Annotated in this window: 18 protein-coding genes and 1 pseudogene; 10 read left to right on the top strand and 9 right to left on the bottom strand. The window is 71.7% G+C overall.

What is annotated here, in order from left to right; translation table 11 throughout:
- The first annotated feature begins 517 nt into the window (after window positions 1-517).
- Window positions 518-3,202 (top strand): DUF222 domain-containing protein, encoded by a 2,685-nt coding sequence (locus OHB01_RS32525; protein WP_328854446.1) that lies wholly within the window; start codon window positions 518-520, stop codon window positions 3,200-3,202.
- 39 nt (window positions 3,203-3,241) lie between these two features.
- On the opposite strand, the gene OHB01_RS32520 is transcribed toward OHB01_RS32525, so the two are convergent.
- Both OHB01_RS32520 and OHB01_RS32515 read right to left on the bottom strand, forming a co-directional pair.
- Complete coding sequence (locus OHB01_RS32520; RefSeq protein WP_328854445.1) at window positions 3,242-3,619, bottom strand: hypothetical protein; 378 nt, start codon at window positions 3,617-3,619, stop codon at window positions 3,242-3,244.
- Window positions 3,620-3,758: 139 nt separating this feature from the next.
- Window positions 3,759-5,024: an IS256 family transposase gene (locus OHB01_RS32515; RefSeq protein ID WP_396691799.1), complete on the bottom strand. Its 1,266-nt coding sequence runs from the start codon at window positions 5,022-5,024 to the stop codon at window positions 3,759-3,761.
- 558 nt (window positions 5,025-5,582) lie between these two features.
- Here OHB01_RS32515 and OHB01_RS40005 point away from each other — a divergent pair.
- Window positions 5,583-5,930, top strand: a pseudogene (locus OHB01_RS40005) (FAD-dependent oxidoreductase); the annotation flags it as partial.
- Between the two features lie 298 nt (window positions 5,931-6,228).
- Here OHB01_RS40005 and OHB01_RS32510 read toward each other — a convergent pair.
- From OHB01_RS32510 to OHB01_RS32480, 7 genes are all read right to left on the bottom strand, one after another.
- A complete protein-coding gene (locus tag OHB01_RS32510; RefSeq protein WP_328854444.1) occupies window positions 6,229-7,743 on the bottom strand; it encodes a non-reducing end alpha-L-arabinofuranosidase family hydrolase in 1,515 nt (504 codons plus the stop codon).
- A 945-nt stretch (window positions 7,744-8,688) separates the two neighbouring features.
- Window positions 8,689-10,074 carry an alpha/beta hydrolase family protein gene (locus tag OHB01_RS32505; protein WP_328854443.1) on the bottom strand — a complete coding sequence of 462 codons (1,386 nt, stop codon included), beginning with the start codon at window positions 10,072-10,074 and terminating at the stop codon, window positions 8,689-8,691.
- Entirely contained in the window at window positions 10,071-10,976 is a 906-nt protein-coding gene (locus OHB01_RS32500; protein WP_142652446.1) for a hypothetical protein, read from the bottom strand. The genes OHB01_RS32505 and OHB01_RS32500 overlap by 4 nt, the downstream gene beginning before the upstream one ends.
- Window positions 10,977-11,310: 334 nt before the next feature.
- Window positions 11,311-12,513, bottom strand: a complete 1,203-nt coding sequence (locus OHB01_RS32495; protein ID WP_142652447.1) for a cytochrome P450 — start codon at window positions 12,511-12,513, stop codon at window positions 11,311-11,313.
- 38 nt (window positions 12,514-12,551) lie between these two features.
- Complete coding sequence (gene phnE / locus OHB01_RS32490) at window positions 12,552-14,225, bottom strand: phosphonate ABC transporter, permease protein PhnE (protein ID WP_328854442.1); 1,674 nt, start codon at window positions 14,223-14,225, stop codon at window positions 12,552-12,554.
- A complete protein-coding gene (locus OHB01_RS32485; protein WP_328854441.1) occupies window positions 14,218-15,075 on the bottom strand; it encodes a phosphonate ABC transporter ATP-binding protein in 858 nt (285 codons plus the stop codon). Before OHB01_RS32485 ends, phnE begins: the two co-directional genes overlap by 8 nt.
- Before the next feature lie 10 nt (window positions 15,076-15,085).
- Window positions 15,086-16,078 carry a phosphate/phosphite/phosphonate ABC transporter substrate-binding protein gene (locus tag OHB01_RS32480; protein ID WP_142652450.1) on the bottom strand — a complete coding sequence of 331 codons (993 nt, stop codon included), beginning with the start codon at window positions 16,076-16,078 and terminating at the stop codon, window positions 15,086-15,088.
- Window positions 16,079-16,271: 193 nt separating this feature from the next.
- Here OHB01_RS32480 and OHB01_RS32475 point away from each other — a divergent pair, with 193 nt between their 5' ends.
- The 8 genes from OHB01_RS32475 (at window position 16,272) to OHB01_RS32440 (ending at window position 24,860) form a co-directional block, all read left to right on the top strand.
- On the top strand, window positions 16,272-17,684 hold the full coding sequence (locus OHB01_RS32475; protein WP_328854440.1) for an alpha/beta hydrolase: 1,413 nt from the start codon (window positions 16,272-16,274) through the stop codon (window positions 17,682-17,684).
- A 75-nt stretch (window positions 17,685-17,759) separates the two neighbouring features.
- The gene (locus OHB01_RS32470; protein ID WP_142652452.1) at window positions 17,760-18,776 is read left to right on the top strand and encodes a PaaX family transcriptional regulator C-terminal domain-containing protein; all 1,017 of its coding nucleotides are present in this window, start codon (window positions 17,760-17,762) and stop codon (window positions 18,774-18,776) included.
- A gap of 94 nt (window positions 18,777-18,870) precedes the next feature.
- Window positions 18,871-19,794 carry a PaaX family transcriptional regulator C-terminal domain-containing protein gene (locus tag OHB01_RS32465; protein ID WP_260617555.1) on the top strand — a complete coding sequence of 308 codons (924 nt, stop codon included), beginning with the start codon at window positions 18,871-18,873 and terminating at the stop codon, window positions 19,792-19,794.
- A 151-nt stretch (window positions 19,795-19,945) separates the two neighbouring features.
- Window positions 19,946-20,839, top strand: a complete 894-nt coding sequence (locus tag OHB01_RS32460) for a transporter substrate-binding domain-containing protein (protein WP_240972219.1) — start codon at window positions 19,946-19,948, stop codon at window positions 20,837-20,839.
- Between the two features lie 14 nt (window positions 20,840-20,853).
- Entirely contained in the window at window positions 20,854-21,693 is an 840-nt protein-coding gene (locus OHB01_RS32455; protein WP_205831233.1) for an amino acid ABC transporter permease, read from the top strand.
- Window positions 21,690-22,511 (top strand): amino acid ABC transporter ATP-binding protein, encoded by an 822-nt coding sequence (locus OHB01_RS32450; protein ID WP_142652454.1) that lies wholly within the window; start codon window positions 21,690-21,692, stop codon window positions 22,509-22,511. The genes OHB01_RS32455 and OHB01_RS32450 overlap by 4 nt, the downstream gene beginning before the upstream one ends.
- Window positions 22,508-23,629 (top strand): CapA family protein, encoded by a 1,122-nt coding sequence (locus OHB01_RS32445; RefSeq protein WP_261986038.1) that lies wholly within the window; start codon window positions 22,508-22,510, stop codon window positions 23,627-23,629. Before OHB01_RS32450 ends, OHB01_RS32445 begins: the two co-directional genes overlap by 4 nt.
- The gene (locus OHB01_RS32440; protein ID WP_147945290.1) at window positions 23,622-24,860 is read left to right on the top strand and encodes a CaiB/BaiF CoA transferase family protein; all 1,239 of its coding nucleotides are present in this window, start codon (window positions 23,622-23,624) and stop codon (window positions 24,858-24,860) included. Before OHB01_RS32445 ends, OHB01_RS32440 begins: the two co-directional genes overlap by 8 nt.

Genomic DNA, 24,860 nt, shown 5'->3' with positions numbered 1-24,860 from the left:
GAGGTAGGCTTGGGGCAGCCGTTACAGGTGAGCCTAGCTGGCGGGCCGTTGGCCATACGCCGTGTGTTGAGCCGAGTCTGTTGAAGGAAGTCCCGGTCCGGGCGGTCGGGAAACCGTTGTTTGCCTTCGTCTGTGCTCTTGGGGGTTCACCGCCGTGTCCGCGCCGCTCTCGCCGTCCGCTGCCGCCGGGCAGTGCCCGGCACCGCCGGTGCCCTCGGCACGTCCAGGACGCCCGGCAGACCCGACAAGTCCAGCACGCGCGCCGCGCCCGCCTCGCCCGGCGCGCTCTGCGGACCCGGCACGTCCGATGGATCCGGCACGTCCGGTGGATCCGGCGCCTTCAGCACGCCTGGTGGGCTCGACACCTCCGGTGGACTCGGCGCCTTCAGCGCGCCCGGCACCCCTGGTGGGCCTGGCGGGCCCGGCCTACCCTTCGCGTGTGGTGGGCGGGGTGTCCTCCGCTGGCCAGGGTGGGGGCGAGGCCGGGGGCGAAGGTACCGGCGGTGGTGGGGTTCCGGTGGCGATTCCTGAGGGGCTGGCGGTGGTCCCGCCGGGGGCCGAGCTTGCGGGGGTGCTGGCGGGTATCGCTGTGGAGCGGGTGTCGGGGTTCGACACTGTGGAGGTGCTCAAGGCGGCCTACCGGCAGTCGTGTCATGACCGGGCGTGGTTTTTGCGGGTGCTGCTGGAGGTCGGGTTGCGTGAGGCGTGGTCCGGCGACAGCGTGGTCCGCCTGCAAACACCGGAGGAGTTCGCCCCGGATGAGGCGCGGGCGGCGCTGGTGTGGTCGCGCCGCCGCGCGGATTCGGCGTTCGAGCTGGCGTGGAATCTGCATCGCCGCCTGCCGGTGCTCGGTGAGGCGATGCTGGAGGGGGTGTTGGATGAGCCGCGGGCGGTGGCTTTCATCCGCTGGACGAGCGGGTTGACCGACGCCCAGGCCGGCTGGGTTTGCGAGCGCCTGGTGCCTCGGGCGGCGGGGTGGACGGTGGGCGAGCTGGTCGAGCACGTTCAGCGCATGGTGCTCGCGATCGATCCGGATTGGGCGGAAAAGCGTTATACCGAGGCGGTCCGCAGGCGGCGGGTGGCCGGCACGCGCAATGATGACGGCACCGCGACCGTGTCCGGGCTGGACCTGCCGGTGGAGCGGGCGGTGGCCGGGTGCGAGCGGATCGATGAGCTGGCCCGCGCCTGCAAACGCGCCGGGGACCGCCGCCCGATCGATCACATCCGCGCGGACTTGTTCTTGGGCAGCCTGGATGGCACCTTCGAAGGCCTGACCGACGAGCAGATCGTCACCCATGTCCTGGCCCACCCTCTCGTGGAACCCGGCGATCCCACCCCCGGCGACACCTCTGACGACACCCCCAGCTCCACCGGCTCGGCCGACGACCCCGCCGGCTCATCTGACGCCGCCACCGGCAAACCTGACGCCCCCGCAGGCACTACCGCCAGCCCCGCCAGCTCTGCCGGTACCCCCACAGGCGAGCCGAAGCACGAGCGCGAGCGGATCACCGCACCCGAGCCGAAGCAGAAGCGCGAGCGCGAATACGAGCGGAGGTCGGGTAACGGACCCGAGCCGGAAGATGGGCACGGGCACGGGCGGAGGGTCGCTCCGGAGCCGGAGCGTAGACACGGCCAAAGCACCGCACCACAACCGGAGACCGGGCAGAGGCCGAGCACCGAACCCACGCCTGCGTACGAGCGCGACCGGAGCACCGCACCAGAACCAGAGCACGGGCGCGGGCACGACCGGAGCGCCGCACCCGAACCAGAGCCGGAGGGTGAGCCCGGGTGCCGGGAGCTTCAGCGGTCGCAGGGCCGCCTTGGTGGGGGGCCCGGCGCGACATCGTGGTCGGTGCCGGAGATACGGGTGGAGCTGACGACGTTGCTCGGGCACGATGAGCACCCGGCGCACCTGCCCGGCTGGGGCATGGTCCACGCCGCCCAGGCACGCCGCATCGTCACCGGCATGCTGCATGGGCAATGGCGCTATGCCATCTGCACCGACGACGGGCACCTGCTCCTGGCCGGCATCACCCGGCAGCGCCCCTGCCCGCCTGCACAACGGCCACCCCGCGACATGCGACGCGGCGGCATCGTCGAGCTGCAGATCACCCTCACCCAGCTCCACCGGCTGGCCGCCGCACCGGCCACCACCGGCGCCTGGGCACCCCTCATCGCCGACCTCGCCCGTCAAGCCCACGCCCAGCTCGGCACCACCCCCGCAACCGGATCACCTCACCCAGCCGGATCACCCCACCCGGCAGCAGCACCTCACCCGGGCCGATCCTGTGACCCGGCTGCAGCGCACGCCCCAAAGGGATCGGGTGACCCGGCCATGCTGGGCGAACAGACCGACCCAGCCCACACGGCCGACATGATCAACGCGGCGGGCGCGGCCGACACTGCGGACGCCGCAGGCGCGGCTGAGACGGTTATCGCGGACTCGGCGAACACGACGGGCGCGGCGAACACGGCAGGCGCAGTCAGCACCACAGGCGCCGTAGGCGCGGCCAACGTGGCTGACGTGGTCAACGCGGCGGGCGTGGCGAACACTGCTGACGTGGTCAACGTGGCGGGCGCGGCTGGTGCGGCCGGTACCGCTGGGGTGGCGAATACGGCGAACGGGGCTGATCGGCGTCATGCGGATGCGGTCTTACGCCGATACGTCCAGATTCGGGGCCGGGTCTGCTCCTGGCCGGGCTGCCGCATGCCCGCCACCCGCACCGACCAAGACCACATCCAGGCCTGGGCCGACAACGGCGCCACCACCGCCGCCAACCTGCACCTGGCCTGCCGCCACGACCACCGCGCCAAGCACCTCGGCGGCTGGCGCGTCACCACCGCAGGCCCCCACCTGATCATCTGGACCAGCCCACTCGGACACCCCTACCGCAGCCCACTCCCGAAGATCATCCAGCCCGTCCCCGACCCCCAGCCCCGCACCTGGCCCGACGCCCCACCCGGACGCCTGCCCGGCGACCTCCCCGGAGCACCAGACACGATCATGGCCCCACCATGCCCTCCCACCACCCCACCAGCACAAACCCCCGCAGAAGCCCCGGCACAACCAACCTGTAGGCACGCGACGCACGCAGCAGGCGCGGGCAGCCCCGGCGCAAAGGAACACGACGACAGCAGATCAAAGGACGACGAATCGGGAGGAACACTCATCCAACGCGACCTCGAGACACCACCCTTTTGACGACCCCTCGCCACCGGCACCGTTCAAGGGAGAAACCGTTCAAGGAAGACCGTTCAAGGAAGAAGCGTGTGCAGGGGAGCGGCCAGTTGCTGACGGTCGCTTCACAGCGTGCCGTTGTTCCATCGGCTGTTCCATCGGCGCGCCACTTCGGCCGCCGGATGGCGGATCAGCCCGCTCGCCGACGCGGCGGATCAACCCGCGGAGCTTCTCGAGCGCCAGGGGCAGCCTGCCCTTGCCCTGCAGCGCCTCCGTCTGCAGGGCCTCCGTCTGCAGCGCCTTCGTCTGCAGGGCCTCCGTCTGCAGGGCATCCTCGGCCGCACCGAGCTCCGCCCGAGCCGCGATGTAGGTGTCCTCGGCGAGACGACCGTCCTCCCACGCGCGCCTGAGCTGTGAGCCGAACCCGGCGAGCGCCTCCACCAGGTCGGCCGGCCGATCAGGTTCGAAATACCAAGGGGTCGGTCACAACCCCTTGTCTGACGTAATCCGCACCTCTCTTTGTGCGGGGGGGGGCGGACGGGCCTGTCCAGCGAACGGTGTAACTCGGCTTCGGTTTGTTCTAGCGGCGGGTTGCTGACAGTCGGCCTTCGAAGGTGATCTCGAAGGCGTTCAGGGCGGCCTTCCACCGGTTCATCCAGCGTTTGCGGCCCTTGCCCGTCGGGTCCAGGCTCATGATGGCCATGTAGACGCACTTGAGCGCGGCCTGCTCGTTGGGGAAGTGGCCGCGGGCCTTGACCGCCCGACGGATCCGGGCGTTGACCGACTCGATCGCGTTCGTCGAGCAGATCACCCGGCGGATCTCCACATCAAAGGACAGGAACGGCACGAACTCCGCCCAGGCGTCCTGCCACAACTTCACGATCGCCGGGTACTTGCCGCCCCAGACCTCGGCGAACTCGGCGAACCGCTCGAGCGCGGCGGCCTCGGTCGGGGCGGTGTAGACCGGCCGCAGCGCCTTGGCGATGGCGTCCCAGTGCTGGCGTGCGGCGTAGCGGAAGGAAGCGCGCAGCAGGTGCACCACGCAGGTCTGCACCACGGTCTGCGGCCAGACCTGCTCGATGGCCTGCGGCAGCCCTTTGAGGCCGTCGCAGACCATCATGAGCACATCGGCGACGCCCCGGTTCTTGATCTCGGTCAGCACGTGCAGCCAGAACTTGGCGCCCTCGCCGCCGTCGCCGGCCCACAACCCGAGAATGTCGCGCTCACCGTCGGCGGTGACCGCCAACGCCACGTAGATCGGCCGGTTGGCGACCTGCCCTTCACGGATCTTGACGTGGATGGCGTCGATGAACACCACCGGGTAGACGGGGTCCAGAGGGCGGTTCTGCCACTCGGTCATGCCCTCGATCACCGCGTCGGTGATCGTGGAGATGGTCTGCTTGGACACCTCCGCCCCGTAGACCTCGGCCAGGTGCGCCGAGATCTCCCCGGTGGTCAGGCCCTTGGCGGCCAGCGAGATGACCATCTCATCCACACCCGGCAGCCGCCGCTGCCGCTTGCGCACGATCTTCGGTTCGAAGCTGGCGTCCCGGTCACGGGGCACGTCGATCTCGACCGGCCCGACGTCGGTGATGACCGTCTTGGTCCGGGTGCCGTTACGGGAGTTGCCGCTGCCGCGACCGGCCGGATCGTGCTTGTCGTAGCCGAGGTGGTCGGTCAGCTCGCCTTCCAGGGCCGACTCCAAAACCAGCTTGGTCAGCCGGCCCAGCAGCCCGTTCTCCCCGACCAGCTCCAGCCCCTCGGCGCGGGCCTGGCCGACCAGGCGGGCCACCAGCTCACGATCCGACGCCTCATGCTCTTTCCGCGCCACCGCGGTGTCCTCCAGGTCCAGCGCCTCAGACTGCTGGATCACCGTACTCGTCACAGGTGTCTCCTTGATCAGGAGTTACACCGTTGTTTGTACAGTCCCCGGCGGACGGAACGGTGGTGTACGTACGGGGAGGAAAGGGAACTGCGGCCGGGGCGTGTGGGGAAGCGGCCGATAACGACGGCGTTCATCCTGGGGGGAGGCGGCAGCCTTGGGGCCGCGCAGGTCGGCATGCTCTGCGCGCTCACCGACCGGAACGGGGCCATATGAATCGTTTCATATATCGGGTGCGCCGCGAACTGCTCCAGCACGCGCGGATCAAGGACCTCGGCACCCGGTGCGTCTACGGGAGGACACCGCTGACCGAGGAGGTGGCCGAGCTGCTGCCGTCCCGGCTGGCGGGGGGATCCATGTCCGTACGGGCGGGCCGGCTGGGCCTGGCGCTCGGGCTCATGCGCCTGCGAGAGGATCCGGCACGGGCGGCGGCCCGGCTGTGGCCGGGTCTGGATCCGCGCTGGCGGGGCGACTACGTGATGTGGCCGCTCGCCGTGCCCGCCGCCCTGCTGCCCGGCTCCGATGCCGAGTTGTCGTCCCGCGGCGCCGGACACCTGCACCGCTTCGTGGCCGAGCGCGTCGTGGGCTGGCACCCGGCCTTGGTGCGGCTGGATCGAGGCCGCCGACGTGGACCAGACCTCCTGCGTCCCGATCAGGAGCTCGGTGCCCGTCGCGCCGTGGGAGGCGTCCGCCGTCACGGTGCTCGGAGACGCCGTCCACGCGATGAGCCCGGCCCAGGGCTCGGGGGCGAACTGCGCGCTGCTGGACGCGGCGCTGCCCTGCCGCACGCTCCGCGCGGCCGTGTCCTCGGGCGCGTCCCTGACGGCCGCGATCGGGGAGTACGAGCGGCGGATGACCGAGTACGGCTTCGCCGCGGTGCGCGCGTCCGAGCGGGCGGCGTCGTCGCTCGGCGGAGGCCCGCTCGGACGCGTTCTCCGACGGATCGGTCGTCTGTCACGCTGGCCATGTCCGGGCACGCACCCGGCCGTGTCGCGATCCCCGATGCGGACCGCCCGCTCGTACATCGAGGGTTTTCGGGATGAGAAGGGCGGGCTCGGTCGTGTGCCGAGCCCGCCGGTCGGGTTCCGCCCGGTCCCGGTCGCCGATGGCGCTCACCCGGTGGGTTTGCGCGTACGCCGGGAGGCCGGGCGGGTTCGGTGTCAGGGCGTCAGCGCTGCAGGGTCAGCAGGCCGGGCCGGTAGGGCAGCAGGCCGTAGTCGCCGCCGGAGCTGGGGCTGCGGCCCTGGTAGAGCAGCTGCAGGTTGCAGGGGTCGACGGTCTTGGTCTGGTCGGGGTTGGTGCGGACCAGGTCGCCGTGGCTGATGTCGTTGGTCCAGGTGGCGCCGCTGTTGGCCTTGCCGGCGAAGGGGTTGCTCTCGCTGGTGGCCTGCGGGGTCCAGTTGCCGCCCAGGCTGGTGGCGGTGTAGGAGCGGAAGTAGCGGCCCTGCGAGCCGATCGACTCCACCAGCATCAGGTACTTGTTCTGGCCCTGGAGCTTGTAGACCTCGACACCCTCGAAGAGGTTGTTCGTCGAGTCGCTCATGATGGTGGTGTAGTTGGAGCCGAAGTTGCCCGGGAAGTTCCCGATGGGCATGCTCGACCGGTAGATCTTGCCGTTGTCCCCGGCGAAGAACAGGTACATGTTCTGGTCGTCACCGATGAGCGTCTGGTCGATCGGGCCGGTGCCGGAGCCGGAGATGCTCGCCGTCGACAGCGTCTGCTGCGCCGACCAGCCGTTCGGGTTGCTGGGGTCGGTCGAGGTCCGGTAGGAGAACGCGGTGCCGCCCCACTGGTACGCGAGCACCCAGATGTTCTTGGGAGCGAAGTAGAACAGCGTCGGCGCGACGGTGGAGAAGTTCATCTTGGTCTGTGTGGCCGAGGCCATGTCGGACCAGTTCGTGAAGGGGCTGAACGCCATCGAGCCCCAGCTCGATCCGTTGTCGTGCGTCGTCGCGTAGACGAGGTGCTTGCCGTTGTAGACGACGTTGGTGAAGTCCTTCAGCGAGACCCACCCGGACTTCGGCGTCGCCAGCGCACCGGTCGAGGTCCAGCGGTACGACGACGGAAGGTCACATGTCGGCGTCACCGACGGGGACGGGGACGGGGAACGCGTTGGCGACGCACTGGGCGACGCGCTGGGCGACGCGCTGGGCGACGCGCTGGGCGACGCGCTGGGAGACTGTGTGGGGGAGGGGCTGGGCGAGCCCGGGCTACCGGTGCAGGCCACACCGTTCAGGGAGAACGACGTGGGCACCTGGGGGGAGCCGTTCGTGGAACCGTTGAATCCGAAGTTCGTGCTGCCGCCGCTGGGGATGCTGCCGTTGTAGGAGACGTTGGTAGCGGTCACCGAGGAGCCCGACTGGGTGTGGGTGGCGTTCCAGATCTGGGTGATCTGCTCGCCGGCGCCGAACGACCAGGTCAGCTGCCAGCCGTTGACCGCGTCGCCGAGGTTGTTGATGGTGACGTTGGCGTTGAAGCCGCCCGGCCAGCTCGAACTGATGGTGTAGTCGACCCGGCAGGCGACGGCCGCCTGGGCGGGCTGTGTGATCAGCAGGCCGCCGGTTCCGGCCAGCAGGACCGAGATGGAGCCGATCACGAGGGCGCGGCGCGAGGCCCGCCGGGGCGCCGCCGCCGTCGTGGCGGCGGAGGGGCGCGGTGACCGCGCTCTCCAGGGCAGACGCATCTGTGTTCTCCTCATCATCATGTCCGGCCGCCGTCAGGCGCTGATGCGAGCAGCGGCCGGGGGCCGCGGTGCCGTTCGCGGCGGACCCGAAGGTCGTGGAGCCGCCGCCGGCCACGGAGCCGGTGCAGGAAAAGCGGACACGCGGGCGTTGCTCCGCGTGATCGACGCCGCGTCCTGTGATCAGGAAACGCACACCACCAGGGCGTCGCGAACGGCGGTCCTCACCGCGCACCACCACATGGCAGGAGAAAACCGCCTCGGAGAAACAGTCTGGAAAACAACGCGAAATTGTGTCAAGTATCGCGAGAAAGTTTCAGAGCGGAGCTGCCGCCGCACGGGCGGTGGCCCTCGATAACACCTGATGAACCCGCATGTGCGTGCTCTGCTCATCGGCGGGGAAGAGGTGCCGTCCTTGACATCGCCTCTTCTCCTCGTATTGGCTCCGGGCTGCCACCACGGCCATCGGATAGAGAAGGAAACGCAGACACGGGAGAATTGTTAGCGCTAACATTTCGCCCGGGACCGCTCTCGGGTGGTCAGGTCGCGGGGCGGCTCCGGCGGACAGACACCACGTCCGCCAGGGCCGCCCTGCCGGAGAGTCGCGTACGCGGAGGTGCACGACGGCCAAGACGAACGACCCGGATAGCGACGTTCACGGCGGCGTGTCATCGCGTGCGCGGATGCGTCCTCGACCGGGACACGGCCATGCCGAACGGGTGGCCTGCCGGCTGAAGCGCTTCGGCCCGTGGTCGCCCGCAGTGGCACGTGCGCGCACGCCCCACGACGGTACGGTGACCTGCAATGGCACCCTCAACAGGTATTGCGGGTGCGGATGCACCGGCTCCGTCGTGACCGGGAGCACGCCCCGGAACAGGCCCAAATCCGGCTCCGAATGGCGTCCGGGAGCTGCCCGGACCGGGTGGTCCGGGCAGCGGCATCCCCGGGTCAGCCGGGATAGGGACGGTTGAACCGGGGCGGGTTGAACGGGACATACCGTGGGGCGGGGTCGGCCCCCAGCGCCGCGGCGCGGGCGTTCATCGCCGGGGCGGACGTCGCGGGCCAGTGACCGGTCCGCAGCCGGTCGAGCATCGTCGTCAGCGCCGCCTCCTGCTCCGCGGGCGAGAAGTCGCAGTGGCCGACGGTCTCCGTGTACGTCTGGCGCAGCAGGGAGCTCGCTCCCGCGCGGCGCACGTTCTCCTCGTACGACTGCTGCTGGGCGACGGTGGAGATCTGGTCACCGGTGCCGGACAGGGTGAGCACGGGGATCCGCAGGTCGCCGTTCAGGACGATGCCGCGCGAGAACCGCTTGGCGGCGTCCGGGTCCGCCGCGATGCGGGGCGCGGCGGCCAGGCTCCTCAGGTCGGCGGCGAGGTCCAGACCCGCCGCCTTGTAGAGGTCGCGGACGGCATGCCGCAGGGCGGGATCGGCGAGGCTCAACTGCTTGTCGTAGTCCACGCCCGTGTTCCAGGACGGGTTTCCGCCGACCACGTCCATGATCTGGCGCCGGCTGCTCATGGCCTGCCCGATGTAGGGCAGCGGCCCACCGGCGAGCGCGAGGTAGGCGCCCTGCTCCAGCGCGGCGGCGTCCCGGCTGTCCGGAGGCGGCGGCGCGGACCCGTCGGGGTTGCGTCCCCAGGCCGGCAACTGGCCGATCGCGGCGGCCAGTGCGATCCGGGCCCGCCCCTGCGGGGTCTGCTGCGCCGCGGCCAGCGCGTCGATCCACGCCTTCCTGGCCGATTCGATGTCGGCGGGGATGTCGATGACCGGCAGTCCCGGCGCGACCAGGCGTTCGAGCACGAAGACCGTGTCGAGCTTCTGGTTCCACTGGCCGACCGACCCGCCGAGGCCGCCGCACATCGGGACGGCGGCGTCGAAGGCGTGGGGGTGGACCTGGGCGACGCCGGCGGCGACGAAACCGCCCATCGAGGTCCCGGAGGCGATCGCCTTCCGGGCCGGGCCGTACGCCTGCTCGAAACGGGCCAGCGCCTCGGCCTGGTTGTCGATGGCGGAGCGGATGTCCCAGCCGCTGATCGCCCGGCTCGTGCCGCCGCGGGCCACGCCGTCGGCCAGCAGCCGCGCGGTCAGCGGCTCGCTGCGGCCCGTGCCGGCGAAGTCGAGGGCGACCACCACGGTGCCGTTCCAGTGGGCCGGGACGACGAACTCGTACGGCGTGCCGTCCTTGAGGGTGCCGCTGACGCAGGTCGGGTGGGCGGGGGAGTCCGGCAGGCACGGCGTGCCGCCGGGAGGTCTGGTGGAGGCGGCGGCGGTTCCGCTTCCGGCGACGGCCGTCAGCGCGGCGGCCAGGCACGCGGTCACTCTGCGGCGGATCACAGCGGGAGCCCCTTCGTCTCGACCGTCCATCCGTTCTCGCCGCACAGCCCGCAGCCGGGGCCGATGAAGCGTGCCCCGGCTGCCCGGTCTCCGCGCAGGACGTAGTCGAACCAGTCCGCGGCCACCTGCCAGCCCTTGGTGGCCTCGAGACCCGCGATCAGGCCGGTGTGGCCGGCCGCGGTGTCGCCGACCAGGGCGGCCGGGACGTTCAGCAGGGCGTAGTTGTCGATGCTGTTCTGGTAGGCGACGTCGTCGGGACCACCGTTCACCAGCAGCGTCGGCGTGTGCAGACCGGCGAGACGGTCGCGCCCGTAGCCGCCGAAGGCCGGGTCCGGGAGATAGCCGGTGTTGAATCCGGCGACCGCGTCGATGATGGGGTCGGTCCCGGCGGCGAGGGCCTCGACGCCGCCGCAGCTGTGGCCGAGCACGCCCACCCGCGTCGTGTCCGCTCGCCCGTCGAACTGCTTGCGGGCCTGCTTCGACTCGGTGGCCCAGTGGGCGGCGGCGAGGAGCGCCTCGGGGTGCGCGATCGTGTCCTCGGGGGTGCTGGGGACGGGGAACTCGTCCAGCCCGCCGTTGGCCACGACGATGTAGCCCTGCGAAGCCAGGCCGGTGAGGAACGTGATCCCCTCCAGGTTGCTCGTCGCGCAGGCGCCGTTGCCGTAGACGATCACGGGCAGGCTGTCCTTCCGCAGCGCCTTGAGATCGGCCGGGCGGTAGACGGTGTGCCCGGGCAGCCCCTGGGCGGCCTCGCGGACCGTGGCCAGGATGGTGCGCGCGGGGGTGCCGGTCGCGGGGGGCTTCGGCGGCGGCGGCTTCTGGGGGGACGACGCCGCGGCGGCGCCGGAACCGGCGAGGACGACCGCTCCCACGGTCGCCGCCAGCAGGGTTCGCGCGGTCATGGATCGGGCTAACACGAGTGCGTTTCCTCCACGGTTGATGAACGGGGTGTCGGCTCGGGCCCCGCAGGGTCAGGAATCACGGCGGGGCGTCTGGCAGTGGTGGTGGGGCACATGCCGGGCGGGCGCCGGTGGCCGGTGCTCGCCCGGGCAGCCCCGATGGCGGGCCCGATGGCGGGCCCGGTGGTGGTTCGGTCGTGCTGCTCGATGGCGGGTTCGGTCGCGCTGCTCGGTTCTCGGTGGTGCCGACTCGGTGGTGGGCCCGGTGGCGGGTTCGGTGGTGCCGCTCGGTGGTGGGCCCGGTGGCGGGTTCGGTGGTGCCGACTCGGTGGTGGGATCAGCGGGGGACGAGGCGCAGCGGCGCCGACCTGGGCCCGAACTCCAGCCAGTTGAACATCTCCACCTCGCCGTCCGGTTCGACGCGGCTGGTGCCGGCGAGCAGCTCGCCCAGCGCGGCCGTCATCTCCAGCCGGGCCATCGCCGCGCCCGGGCAGCGGTGCGCACCCCGCCCGAACGCGAGGTGCCGGTTGGGCCGCCGCTCCAGGTCGAGCCGGTCCGCTTCGTCGAACACCGCCTCGTCCCTGTTCGCCGAGGGGAAGATCATCGCGATCGCCTCGCCGGCCCGCACCGTGCGGCCGCCGAGCTCGACGTCGCGGGTGGCGGTCCTGGCGAACACCCGATAGGGGGCGTACAGCCGCAGCAGCTCCTCGACCGCCGCGGGCAGCAGGCCCGGGTCGGCGCGCAGCCGGTCCTGGAGGCCGGGGTCGCGGGACAGATGCACGGCGGCGCTGCCGAGCGCGGCGTGCGGCGCCCCTATTCCGGCCACGATGGTCTGCCGGACGGTGGCCACGACCATGTCGTACGGGATCGGCCGCTCCTGGTCGGCGGACGCCCGCAGCAGGCTGGACACCAGGTCCTCGTCCGGGTCGCGGGGGTCGGCCCGGCGGTCCTCCACGATGGCGCGGGCGATGGCGTAGAGCTCCTCGCTCGCCGCCATGACCCCGGCCCGGTCCATCTCCTGGATGGCGAAGCTGTACGCGACGCCGATCCGGCGGATCTCCAGCACCCGCTCGACCGGCAGGCCGAGGAAGATGGCGAAGCACTGCGCCGCGTACGGCAGCGCGAACTCCCGGGAGTAGTCGCCGCCGCCCCTGGCCAGGAGCGGCCCCAGCAGCTCGCGCGCCGCCTCCGCGAAGGCCGGTTCGAGACGGCGTACGACGCTGCGGCGCAGCACCCGGTCCATCGGAGCGCGGTAGATCCCGTGCTCGGGCGGGTCGAAGTGCAGCGGCGGGCGGCGCTGGGTGCGCGGCACGTGCGGGACGACGTTCTGCACCGCGGTGCTGAACGTCTCGCTGTCGCGGGCCACCCGCACCACGTCCTCGTAACGGGTGGCGGCCCAGAAGCCGCCGAACGCGTCGCTCCACGGCACCGGGCAGCGTCGCCGCAACCCGGCGTAGACCTCGTGCGAGCTGTCGAAGGTCTCCGGCGCGGTGGGGTCCCAGTCGGAGGCGCGCCCGAGGCCGCCGGCGGTGGTGGTCATGGTGAGATCCCTTCCCTTCCCGTCCTGCGCCCGCCCGCTCACAGCAGGTGCCCGCGTGCGATCCGGGCGAGTGTCTCGATGGCGTACACGACGACGGCGATCGCGATGACGATCGCGGCGGTGGTGTCGTAACGCAGGGTGGCGATCGACTCCTGCATCAGGTAGCCGACGCCGCCCGCGCCGGCGATGCCGAGCACGACCGACTCGCGCAGCGCCAGGTCGGCCACGAACAGGCCGTTGCCGGTGAACGACGGCACGAATTGCGGCCAGATCCCGGCGGCGAACGCCTGCCACCGGCGGGCTCCGACCGAGGTCAGCGCCTCGTGCGGCAGCGGGTCGAGCTGCTCCAGGGAGTCGGCGAAGAACTTGGCCGCGAGCGCGGTGGAGGAGATCCACAGCGCCAGGAAGCCGGCGTACGGGCCGAGTCCCAGCGCGGCGACGAACAGCAGCGCGTACACAAGGTCGGGAACGCCCCGGACCACGACGAGCAGCACCCGGACCACCGCGGACAGCGGCCGCCACGGGGTGGTGTTGACGGCGGTGAGCAGGGCCAGAACCAGCCCGCACGCGGCGCCCGCCGCGGCTGCGCCCAGTGCCATGAGCAGGCTCTCCAGCACCGCCATGAGCAGCTCGCCGGAGAACGCGGGCGGCCACATGCCGCTCAGCACGGCACGCAGGTTCGGCCAGGCCCCCGCCAGCCGGCCCGGGTCGGGGTCCAGGGACCACAGCGACACCAGGAACACCACTCCGGCCGCCACCGCGCCGGTCACCCGCAGCACCCGGCCGCGGTCCCAGCCGACCTCGTACGGGGCACGCCCGGCGGGCAGCGCGTCCGTGCGCCGGCGAGCCGTGCGGCCGCGAACCGTGCGGCGGCGAGCCGTGGGACGGAGGATCGTACGGCGGACCACCACCGACAGCAGCTCCAGCAGCAGAACCAGGACGACGATCACGCAGATGATCCCGGCCGCCCGGTGGTAGTTGAGGCTGCCCAGCGCGGTCTGCAGCGCCACGCCGATGCCGCCGGCCCCGACGACGCCGAGCACGGCCGACGCCCGGATGTTGATGTCGAGGCGGTACAGCACGATGCCGGTCAGCGCGGGGAACACGCGGGGCAGCACGGTGGAGACGGCCACCTGCGCCTCGCCTGCCCCGCACGCGCGGACCGCCTCGGCGGGGGCGGGATCGGTCTCCTCGACGGCGTCGGTCAGCAGCTTGGCGATCATGCCGACCGAGTGCACGGCGACGGCGAGCGAGCCGGCCAGCGGGCCCAGGCCGAAGATCCGCACGAACAGGATCGCGAAGGCGAGCGTGGGCACGGCCCGGGTCAGCACGACGACCACGCGGGCGGGCGGCCGGAGCCAGCGGGGGCCGTTGTGGGTGCGCGCGGCGACGAAGGCCAGCGGCACCGAGGCGAGCGCCGCCAGGCCGGTGCCCGCCACCGCGATGAGCAGCGTCTCCGCGATCATCGAGGCGATGTCTCCCGCGCCGGGCAGGTCCGGCGGCCACATCCGGCGCAGCAGCCGTACGGTGTCGTCCAGCCCGGCGGCCAGCGAAGCGGGGGACAGGCCGATCCACCAGAACGTCAGCCAGGTGACGGCCACGGCCGCGACGAGCAGGCCCGCCCCGATGAGGGCGCGGGCGCTCCACGGCGGACGAAGCGGGCCCGGGTCCGATGCGGCCGGGGTGCGCGTGGCGGGGGTGGTGCTAACCATCGCGGGCTCCCGCGCGGCCGTCGTGGGCCCCTGCGCGGCCGTCGTGGGCCCTTGCGGGGCCGTCGTGGGCCCCCGCCCGGCGATCATGGGCCTCGGCCGTGTCGTGGGTGCCGTAGATCTCCCGCAGCCGCTCCGCGGTGAGGCCGGCGGCGGGCTCGTCCAGCGCCAGCCGGCCGCCGCGCAGCGCCACGACCCGGTCGGCGGTGGCGAGCGCGAGCTCGACCTGGTGCAGGCTGCACACCACGGAGATGCCGTCCTCGGCGCTGATCCGCTTGAGGATTTCGAGCACCAGCGTGCTCGCCGCCGGGTCCAGCGAGGCGACCGGCTCGTCGGCGAGGATCAGCTCGGGGCTCTGCAGCAGGGTCCTGGCCACCGCGACCCGCTGCTGCTGGCCGCCGGAGAGCGTGTCGCAGCGCTGGAACCGCCGGTCGGCCAGCCCGACCCGATCCAGGTGCTCCACGGCGCGGATCCGCAGCGCGCGCGGGTAGCTCATCACCCCGTACCTCGGCAGGCGCAGGGTGGCCAGCGACCCCATCAGCACGTTCTCCAGCGCGGACAGCCGCCCGACGAGACCGAACTGCTGGAAGACGAAGCCGACCCTGGCGCGCAGGGCCCGCAGCCGGCTGCGGGAGCAGGCGGCGGGGTCCTCGCCCAGAGTGCGCACGGTGCCGCTGTCCGGCAGGTGCATGCCGTTGACGAGGCGCAGCAGTGTGGACTTGCCGGCTCCGGAGGGACCGACCAGGGCGACGAACTGCCCCTGCGGGACGTCCAGCGAGACGCCGTCGAGCACGGTGGTGCCGTGGAAGCCCTTGCCGACCTCCGACAGCCGCAGCACGGGGGCGCCGATCACGGCGGGTTCCTCAGCCACCGGACGTGCAGACCTCGGCCTTGGTGATCTCGCAGATGCGCGCGATCGGCTGATAGGTGGCGTCGGTGGCCGGGACGAACGTCCAGGCGGTGGAGGCGCCGAGGGTGCAGGCCGGGGCGTCGGCGTACTGGCCCCAGTTCTTCGGGCCCTTGATCTCGCTGCCCTTGCACAGCCCGGCGGAGGCGGCGCCGGCGGCGGTCAGGCCGGTCACCGTCTTGGTGATCTTGTCGCGGGTGGCTTGCGGCAGCCACCTGCCGACCACGACCGGCGGCCCGGGGATGAGCGGCGAGGTCCAGACCTTGGTGACCTGCCCCGGCTTGAGCTGACCTCGGGCGGGCAGCAGCTGGTCGATGAAGACGTCGCCGACGAAGGCGATGTCGCAGTCTCCGGCCAGCAGCGAGGCGACCGCCGTGTCGTGCCCGTGGGTGAACACCGTCTTGACGTCCTTGTCCACGTCGACGCCGGCTTCCCGCAGCGAGGCGAGGGGCTGCAGGTAGCCGGTGGTGGAGCCGGGGTCGGTGAAGCAGACGTCCTTGCCGGCGACGTCCTTGAGCGAGGTGATCGACGTGTCGTCGCCGCGGGTCACCCCGTAGGCGTACGCGCCGGGCTCTCCGCCCGGGGCGGCCAGCGGGACGGCGACGGGCTCGACGTCGGCGCGGCTGCGTGCGAGGTAGTAGCTGAAGGCCCCGTAGACGGCGATGTCCACCCGCTTGGCGACCTGCGCCTCCACGACGGCGGCGTTGCTGGTCACGGCCTGGAACCGCACCGGAACGCCGAGGTCCTTCTCCAGCGCGGAGACGATCGGGGCGAACGACTTCTCGAGATCGTCGCTCTGCTCCGACGGGATGGCGGCGAAGACCAGCTCGTCGGACCCGCCACCGTCGGCGGATGCGCTGCGGGTGCTACCGGGGCCGGCACCGCAGGCGGACAGGAGTGCGATCGCGGCACCCGCCGCGACGACGCCCAGAGCTGACTTTCGGAACATCGAGGCTCCTCACATGCAGGTGGTCGGGCCAAAGTAAGCAGGCCCGAGAGCATTGTCAACAGTTCTATGACGACCGTAAGATTTCTGCCGAACGTAATTGGCGGCGAAAAATAGACGACCGTTCGATGAACTGTTGCGTATCTCGCGTCGCAGCAGCTTCCCACTCATGGAGGCGGACATCAATCCTCGTTCAGTGATCAATCGGGCGACCCGCGCCGTGACGGTGCTCACGGCCACAGCGACGGCCACAGTGACGGTCACGGCCCTCGCGCTCGCCGTCCCGCCGGCGCAGGCCTCGGCGGAATCCCGCCGGGCCGGCTCCATCAGCGTCACGGGCGTCCACCCGGGCGGCGCCACGTACGCGATCGAGGTGCCGCGCAACTGGAACGGCACCGTGCTGACGTTCAGCCCCGGCTACGGCCAGGGCGCCGGGCCGCAGCATCTGCCGGCCGACCTCGGCGGCAACGCCGCCGCGCAGAGCTGGCTGCTCGCCCACGGGTACGCGCTGGCCGGCACCCGGCCCTACGGAAGCGGCTGGGCCGTCGAGGAGACCCTGCGGGCCTCCGCCGACACGCTCGCCGAATTCGCCAAGGTCGCGGGGAAGCCCACGATCACCCTGGCCTGGGGCGGCTCGATGGGCGGCGCAATCGCGGCAGGTCTGGCCGAACGCCGGCCCGACCTCATCGACGGGGCGCTGCCCTACTGCGCCTCGGTGGCCGGGCCGGTGGCGATGCTCAACCAGTCGTTGGACGCGGCGTTCGCGTTCAAGACGCTGCTCGCTCCCGGCGACGACACGGTGAAGCTCGTACGGCTCGCCTCCGACGACGAGGAGGCGCGGAGCGTCGCGGCCGCCCGCGCCGTCCTGGACGCCGCCCAGCAGACTCCGGCCGGCCGGGCCCGCATCGCCCTTGCGGCCTCCTTCGCCCAGGTCTCCACCTGGTCGGTGCCCGGCACCGCCGAGCCGGCGCCGCACGACTGGGCGGGGCAGCAGGCCCAGGAGTACGCGGCGTTCATGGCGACCGTCTTCTCTCCCCGCTATCCGCTGGAACAGCGGGCGGGCGGGAACTTCTCCTGGAACACCGGCGTGGACTACCGCAGGGAACTGCGGGAGTCCGGGCGGATGCCGCAGGTGCGCGCCCTCTACAAGAGCGCGGGGCTGAACCTCGACGCCGACCTCGCGGCCCTGTCGGCGGCGCCGCGCGTCTCGGCCGACCCGGGCGCCGTCGCCTACATGGAGAACTACTTCACCCCGCGCGGAGCGCTCGGCGTGCCCGTCCTCACGATGCACGAGCGCGGCGACAACTACCCCACCGTCACCCAGGCACGCGCCTACTCCGATGTGGTCCGGCGCGCCGGCAACCAGGCGCTGCTGCGCCAGGCGTTCGTCGACCGGCCCGGCCACTGCCGCTACACCGGGGCCGAGTTCGTCGCCGCGGTGCGGACCCTGGAGAAACGGGTCATCACCGGCCGCTGGACGGACGCCGACGCCCACCGGCTCCAAACGCTGGCCGCACGCCTGGCCGCCGGGAACCCGGACCTGGGCGCCGCGGAGTTCGTTCACTACACGCCAGGCCGATTCCTGCGCCCCCATGTCCCCAAAGGGTGAAGAATGAGGATGTTCGTGAGGGTGGCCCGCCGGGGAGCCTGCACCGGCCGAGGAGTCTGACCGAGGAGTCTGACGATGGAGGGACGCCCGGTGCGCGCGTCGCAAGAGCCCGGCTCCCTGCCCCGGGCCCGGCAGGGGCCAGAACCACAGCGGCTGCTGACCACGCTGCTGGGCGACTACTGGTTCTGGCGGGAGGAGCACATCCCGTCGGCGGCGCTGGTGCGGCTGCTGGAGGAGTTCGGCATCACCGCCACCAGCGCCCGCGCCGCCCTGCGGCGGGTCGCCTCACGAGGGCTGCTGACCAGCTCCCGCAGCGGCCGCACCACCGCGTACGGCCTGCCGCCCCGGGCGGCCGACGTGATCGTGACCCACATCCGCCGGCTGCTGATGTTCGGCGCCGCCACTCCGCGCTGGGACGGGCAGTGGACGGTGGTCACGTTCTCGGTGCCCGAGGACCAGCGGGACACCCGGCGCCTCCTGCGCGACGGGCTGCGCCTGCTGCACTTCGGCATGCTCTTCGACGCGGTGTGGGTGTCCCCGCATGACAAGACGGACGACGTCGCCGAGCTCGTGCGAAGGCTGGGCGTGCCCGATGCGATGGTCTTCCGGGCGCGCAAGGTCGCCGACGACGATGTGCGCCCGGTGCTCGACCGTGCCTTCGACATCGCCGCGCTGCGCGCACGCTACCTGCGCTTCATCGATGCCCACCTGCCGGTGGCCGAGCGGCTGGCGACGTCCAGTCCCTGCCCCGCCGAAGCGTTGCGGCTGCGTACGGCGATCATGACCGACTGGCGGGTGTTCCCCACGCTCGACCCCGACCTGCCGGCGGAGCTGCTGCCCGAGGGCTGGCCGCGCGACGAGGCCAGGCGGCTGTGCGTGCAGATCTACGACTCGCTCGGGGAGCCGGCGGAGCGGCGGTTCCGCGAGATCCTCGCCGAGTTCGACCCGGAGCTGGCCGTGCTGGTCACGCACCACACCTTCGCGCAGGTGTCGGCCATGGAGCCGCCGGCGAAACGCCGTCACACGAGCTTCGACGAGACGACCGACCGCGACCGCCTGGACCTCCTCTCCCGCGGAGACCTGACCGGCTGATCCGGTGGTCCCGGACATCGTGCGGCTTCCGCCCGTGAAAGCATGACATTCCAGTGACGATCGCGCGCTCAAGCGTTGTCAATATACTCCTGCTGTGAACGATGGTGAGAGCTCTGAGGCAGAAGATCTCGATTTCCCGCGCTTCCAGGTGGGCGCGCCCCCGCAGCACCTGATCACGACGCTTCTCGGGGACTACTGGATCAGCAGGCCAGAGCAGCTGCCGTCCGCGGCGCTGGTGCGGCTGGCCGAGGAGTTCGGCGTCTCCGCGGTGGCGGCCAGGGCCGCGCTCAGCCGCCTGACCAAGCGGGAGCTGCTGGAGTCGTCCAGGATCGGGCGGCGCACCTACTATCGACTGACGGATCGGGCCGCCGCGGTGTTGCTGGAGGGGCGGCAGCGGATCATGTCCTTCGGCCTGGCGCAGGGCGCGTGGGACGGGACGTGGGCGATGGCGGCGTTCTCCATCTCCGAGGATCAGCGCGACCTGCGCCACGCGCTGCGCGCCAGGTTGCGCTGGCTCGGCTTCGCCCCGCTCTACGACGGGCTGTGGGTCTCGCCGACCGCGAGCGCCGACAGCGCGGCGGCGGTGCTCGCCGAGCTGGGCATCCCCATGTCGACGGTCTTCCGTGCCGAGGCCCTCCGCGTGGCGGGCATGCGCGCCCCCCAGGAGGCGTGGGACTTCGACCAGCTCCGGCGTACCTACGAGGGCTTCGTCGCCGGCTATTCGCCTCTCCTGGAACGCGTACGCAGGGGCGTGGTCGGCGCGTCCGAGGCGCTGGTCGCGCGTACGGGGATCATGGACACCTGGCGGACGTTCCCCAACCACGACCCCGACCTGCCGGCGGAGCTGCTGCCCGCCGACTGGCCGCGCGCCGCGGCCAGAGACCTCTTCGTGGAGGTCTACGACACGCTCGGGCCGCTCGCCGAGTTCCGCGTCAAGCAGATCGTCGCGGAGTTCGAACCCGGGCTGGCCGAGCTGGTCGCCCATCACCGCACCAGCTCCATCCTGGCGCTCAGCTGACCGCCGCACGGTGACGGGGCGGCGCCGCGGCCGCCCCGCAGATCTCTCCGCCGCACAATCGCCTCTTGACAGCCGTGCATCTCCAGATGTGACACTTATTCCCACGACCGCAAAGTTAAGTGCAGAATTATCTGGTCGCGGAAGGACCACCATGAGAATGCCCAGGACCATCCTCGCGGGTGCGGTGACTTTGGCCCTCGCCGGCGCCGCAGCCTGCGGCGGAGGCGACGGCGAGGCGCAGCGGCCGGCCGGTGCGACGGCTCTGTACGACGCCCTGCCCGATGGCATCAAGGAAGCGGGCGTCATCAGGTTCGCCGGGGATTCCCACCCGCCCTATCGGATCGTCGCCGACGACGGCAAGACCGTCACGGGCATCGACAAGGAGCTGCAGGACGCCCTCGGCAAGGTGCTGGGGGTCCGCACCGAGATCTCGATCGTCAGCGGTCTGCCGGCGGCGCTGTCCGGAATGCTCGCCTCCCGGTACGACGCCTTCAACGGTCCGGTCAAGGACAGTGCCGACCGGGAGAAGCAGTTCGACGCGATCGTGTGGATGGTCACCCGGACCTCCTATCTGATCCCCACGGCGGGGGCGTCGGCCATCAAGAGCTCGGGTGACCTGTGCGGCAAGCGCGTCGCCGGCACCGCGGGCAGCATCGTGGAGGACCAGGCCAAGCGCCTGACCGAGTGGTGCGCCAAGCAGGGCAAGCCGGGGCTCGAGTTCATCGGCTTCGCCGACACCAACGGCACCATCCTCGCCGCGAAGTCCGGCCGGGCCGACGCGGCGGGCATGACCGAGAGCGCCGCGCTCGACGTGCTCTCCAAGGAGAAGGACGCCTTCACGTACGTCACCCAGACCGAGGAGCAGGGCGCCGGCGTCGACCAGCTCGCGATGCTCGTGCCCAAGTCGAGCGGTCTCGGCCCGGTCATGCTCGACGCGTTCAAGGAGATCTTCAAGAACGGCGACTACAAGAAGATCATGGACAAGTACGGGCTCCAGAACGTGGCGGTGCCGGCGCCCAAGATGAACACCGCGGCGACGCAATGAGCGTGGCACCACCCATGGCACCACAGGTCGTGGACGTCGCCTCGGCCCGTCCGCGCATCCGCCCCCTGCGGTGGGCGGCCGGGGCCGTGCTGCTCGTGCTCGTCGCGCAGTTCGCCTGGTTCCTCGTCAGCAACCCCCGGTTCGAGTGGCCGGTGGCCGGCAGGTATCTGTTCGACCCGAACGTCCTGCGCGGCCTGGGCATGACGCTGCTGCTCACCGTCATCGTGATGCTGCTGGGCAGCGTGCTCGGGGTGCTTCTCGCGGCGGGCAGGCTGAGCGGATTCCGGCCGGTGGCCTGGGCCTGCGGCGTCTACGTCACGGTCTTCCGCAGCATCCCGCCCCTGGTCCAGCTGATCTTCTGGTTCAACCTCGGTTATCTGCTGCCGCGGATCCCGCTGGGCATCCCGTTCGGCCCGACGTTCGTCTCGTGGCCGACCAACTCCGTGATCAGTTCGCTGACCGCGGCCGTCATCGGGCTCACCCTGCACGAGACCGCCTACATGGCCGAGATCGTCCGGGCCGGCATCCTTGCCGTGGACGGCGGCCAGCGCGACGCGGCCCGCGCGATGGGGTTCACGGCCAGGCAGAGCTTCATGAAGGTCGTGCTCCCGCAGGCGATGCGGGTGATCGTCCCGCCCGCCGGCAGCGAGTTCATCAGCCTGCTCAAGGGCACCTCCCTGGTCAGCGTGATCGCGATGGCCGACCTGCTCTACTCGGTGCAGGTGATCTACAACAGGACCTACGAGATCGTGCCGCTGCTGATCGTGGCCTGCGCCTGGTACCTGGTGGTGGTCATCAGCCTGTCCATGGGCCAGCGGCGCCTGGAGCGGCACTTCGGAAAGGGGCAGCGGTGAGCGACACGCCCGTCCTGCGCGTCCGCGACGTGCGCAAGCGGTTCGGGGACCACGTGGCGCTCGACGGGGTGAGCCTCGACGTGCACGAGGGCGAGGTGGTCACCGTGATCGGCCCGTCCGGCTCGGGCAAGTCCACCCTGGCCCGGTGCGTCCACCAGCTGGAGAGCATCGACGGCGGGGCCATGTACCTCGACGGGGAACTGCTCGGCTACGAGTTCCACCGGGGCCACCTGCGCCCCCTGCCGGACCGGCGGGTGGCCGCCCAGCGCGGACGCATGGGCATGGTCTTCCAGCAGTTCAACCTGTTCGCGCACTGGAGCGTGCTGCGCAACGTCATCGAGGCGCAGGTGCTGGTCCACGGCCGGAGGCCGGAGGACGCGCGGCGGGAGGCGCTGCGGCTGCTGGAGCGGGTGGGGCTCGCGGACAAGGCGGACGCCCATCCCCGGATGCTGTCCGGAGGACAGCAGCAGCGCGTCGCCATCGCGAGGGCCCTGGCGACCAACCCGCGGATCATGCTGTTCGACGAGCCCACCAGTGCCCTGGACCCCGAGCTGGTGGACGAGGTGCTGAGCGTCGTGCTCGACCTCGCGCGCGGCGGCATGACGATGATCATCGTGACGCACGAGATGAGCTTCGCCCGTGAGGTGGCCGATCGGTGCGTCTTCATGGAGAAGGGCCAGATCGTCGAGACGGGCACTCCCGAGGAGATCTTCGACAACCCCGCCTCGCCCCGCCTGCGCGCCTTCCTGTCGCGTTACTCCGGCCGTCCGGCGGAGATTCCCGGCGAACGCCTCCTGAAAGAGGAGATCACCCCTTGAGTTTCACGGTAATGGCCGTCGGCGACCTCGTCGTCGACGAGCCCGACCCGGCGTCCTTCTTCGCCCCGGCGCGGGAGACGCTGGGCCGGGGCGATGTGGTGATCGGCCACATCGAGGTGCCCCACAGCACGTCCACCGCCCAGGTCAGCACCGACGTCCCCGCCCCGCCCGCCGATCCCGCCGCGCTGTCGGCGGTCGCCGAGGCGGGTTTCCACGTGGTGACGCTCGCGGGCAACCACGTCTACGACGCCGGCGACCAGGGGGTGGCCGACACGATCAAGTATGCGACCGAGGCGGGACTGACCACCACGGGCGCCGGTCTGACCCTTGAAGAGGCCCGCCGCCCCGCCGTGGTGGAGCACGACGGCCTGCGGATCGGGGTGCTCGGCTACAACTGCGTCGGTCCCCGCGAGTCCTGGGCGACCAGCCGCAAGCCCGGCTGCGCATACATAAAGGTGCTGACCCACTACGAGCTCGACCACGCGAGTCCCGGCGGGCCGCCCGCCGTCTACACCTTCGCCGACCCCGCCTCGCTGGAGCGGATGGCCGAGGACGTGGCGGCCCTGGCCGCCGAGACCGACATCGTGACGGTGTCGCTGCACAAGGGTGTCGGGCACACGCCCGCCGTGCTGGCGATGTACGAGCGGCCCGTGGCGCACGCCGCGATCGACGCCGGCGCGCACGCCGTGTTCGCCCACCACGCCCACATCATGCGCGGCGTCGAGATGTACCGCGGCAGGCCGATCTATCACGGCCTGGGCAACTTCGTGACCGTCACTCACGCGCTGACGCCCGCCACGGGCGACGCGGGCGAACGTGCCGCGTGGGCGCGCCGCAGAGTCGAGCTGTACGGCTTCGCGCCCGATCCGGACATGCCGCACTACCCCTTCCATCCCGAGAGCCGGAACACCGCGATCGCGGTCTGCCGGTTCGACCGGGACGGCCTGGTGTCGGCAGGCCTCGTGCCCTGCTGGATCGACGACGCGGGGCGGCCGGTGCCGCTCGGTGACGACGAGGAGGGGCGGCGGGTCGTCGCGTACATCGAGCGCATCACGCGGCAGGCGGGCCTGACGACGGAGTTTCATTGGGAGGGAGACGAGGTGGTGCTGCGTGGCTGACCGCCCGCTCGCCGGCCGCACGGTGATCGATCTGACCACCGCGCTGTCCGGACCGTACGCGACGCTGCTGCTGGCCGGGCTCGGCGCCCGGGTCATCAAGGTGGAGAACCCGCTGACCGGCGGCGACACCTCCCGCAACAACGCCCCCTATCTCGGCGCGGACGGGCTGACGCTGGGCCGCCACGGCGACGACGACATGTCCGTGTCGATGCTCCTGCGCGGCCGCAACAAGCAGAGCGTCACGCTCAACCTGAAGCACCCCAAGGCCCGCGACATCCTGGCCGGTCTGGTCAGGCAGGCGGACATCATGATCGACAACTACAGCGCCGGCGTGATGACGCGGCTCGGCATCGGCCACGACTGGGCCAGCGCGATCAACCCGCGCATCGTGTGCACGTCGATCAGCGGCTTCGGCGCGCAGGGCGGTCCCGGCTCCGGCAAGGCGATGGACACCATCATCCAGGCGCTCAGCGGCGTGATGATGACCGCGGGCGCGCCCGGCGAGCCGCCGGTCCGCTTCGGGCTGCCGGTGGGCGACCTCGTCGCGCCGCTGTACGCGGTGATCGGCACGCTCGCCGCGGTCCTGCGCGCCGACGCGACCGGCCAGGGCCAGCACGTGGACGTCTCCATGCTGGGGGCGCTGACCTCGCTGGTCGCGTGCGAGCCGTTCGACGCCTACGAGAAGCTGGGCCTGCCCATGCGCACCGGGACGACCGTGCCCAGGCTGGCGCCGTTCGGAACGTTCCCCGCCGCGGACGGCTGGTTCGCGCTGTGCGGCCCCACCGACGCGTTCGCCCGCGGCCTGTTCGCGGCGATGGGACGCGACGACCTGGCCGCCGACCCGCGGTTCGCGTCCCGCGACGCGCGCGTCGCCAACGCCGGCGAGCTGCACGAGCTGGTGGCCGCGTGGGCGGCGGACCGCCCGCTCGCCGCGATCCTCGACGCGCTCACCCTGCACGGCGTCCCCGCCGCCGAGGTGCGCGAGCCCGGCGACGCCGTACGCGACCCGCTCGTGCTGGAGCGCGAGGAGGTCGTGCCGCTGGAGCATCCGCGTCACGGCCGCCAGGGGGACCTGTACGGGACCGGCGTGCCGATCCGCTTCTCCGCCTCCGAGGCGGCGCTCGACCGGCCCGCGCCCGCGCTCGGCGAGCACAACGCCGAGATCTACGGCGGCCTGCTCGGCTACTCCGACGACGAGCTCAAGGCCCTGGCCGAAGAGGGGGTGATCTGA

Source organism: Microbispora hainanensis, assembly GCF_036186745.1.
In the GTDB taxonomy this organism is placed as follows: domain Bacteria; phylum Actinomycetota; class Actinomycetes; order Streptosporangiales; family Streptosporangiaceae; genus Microbispora.
This window is presented reverse-complemented; position numbering and strand designations above follow the sequence as displayed.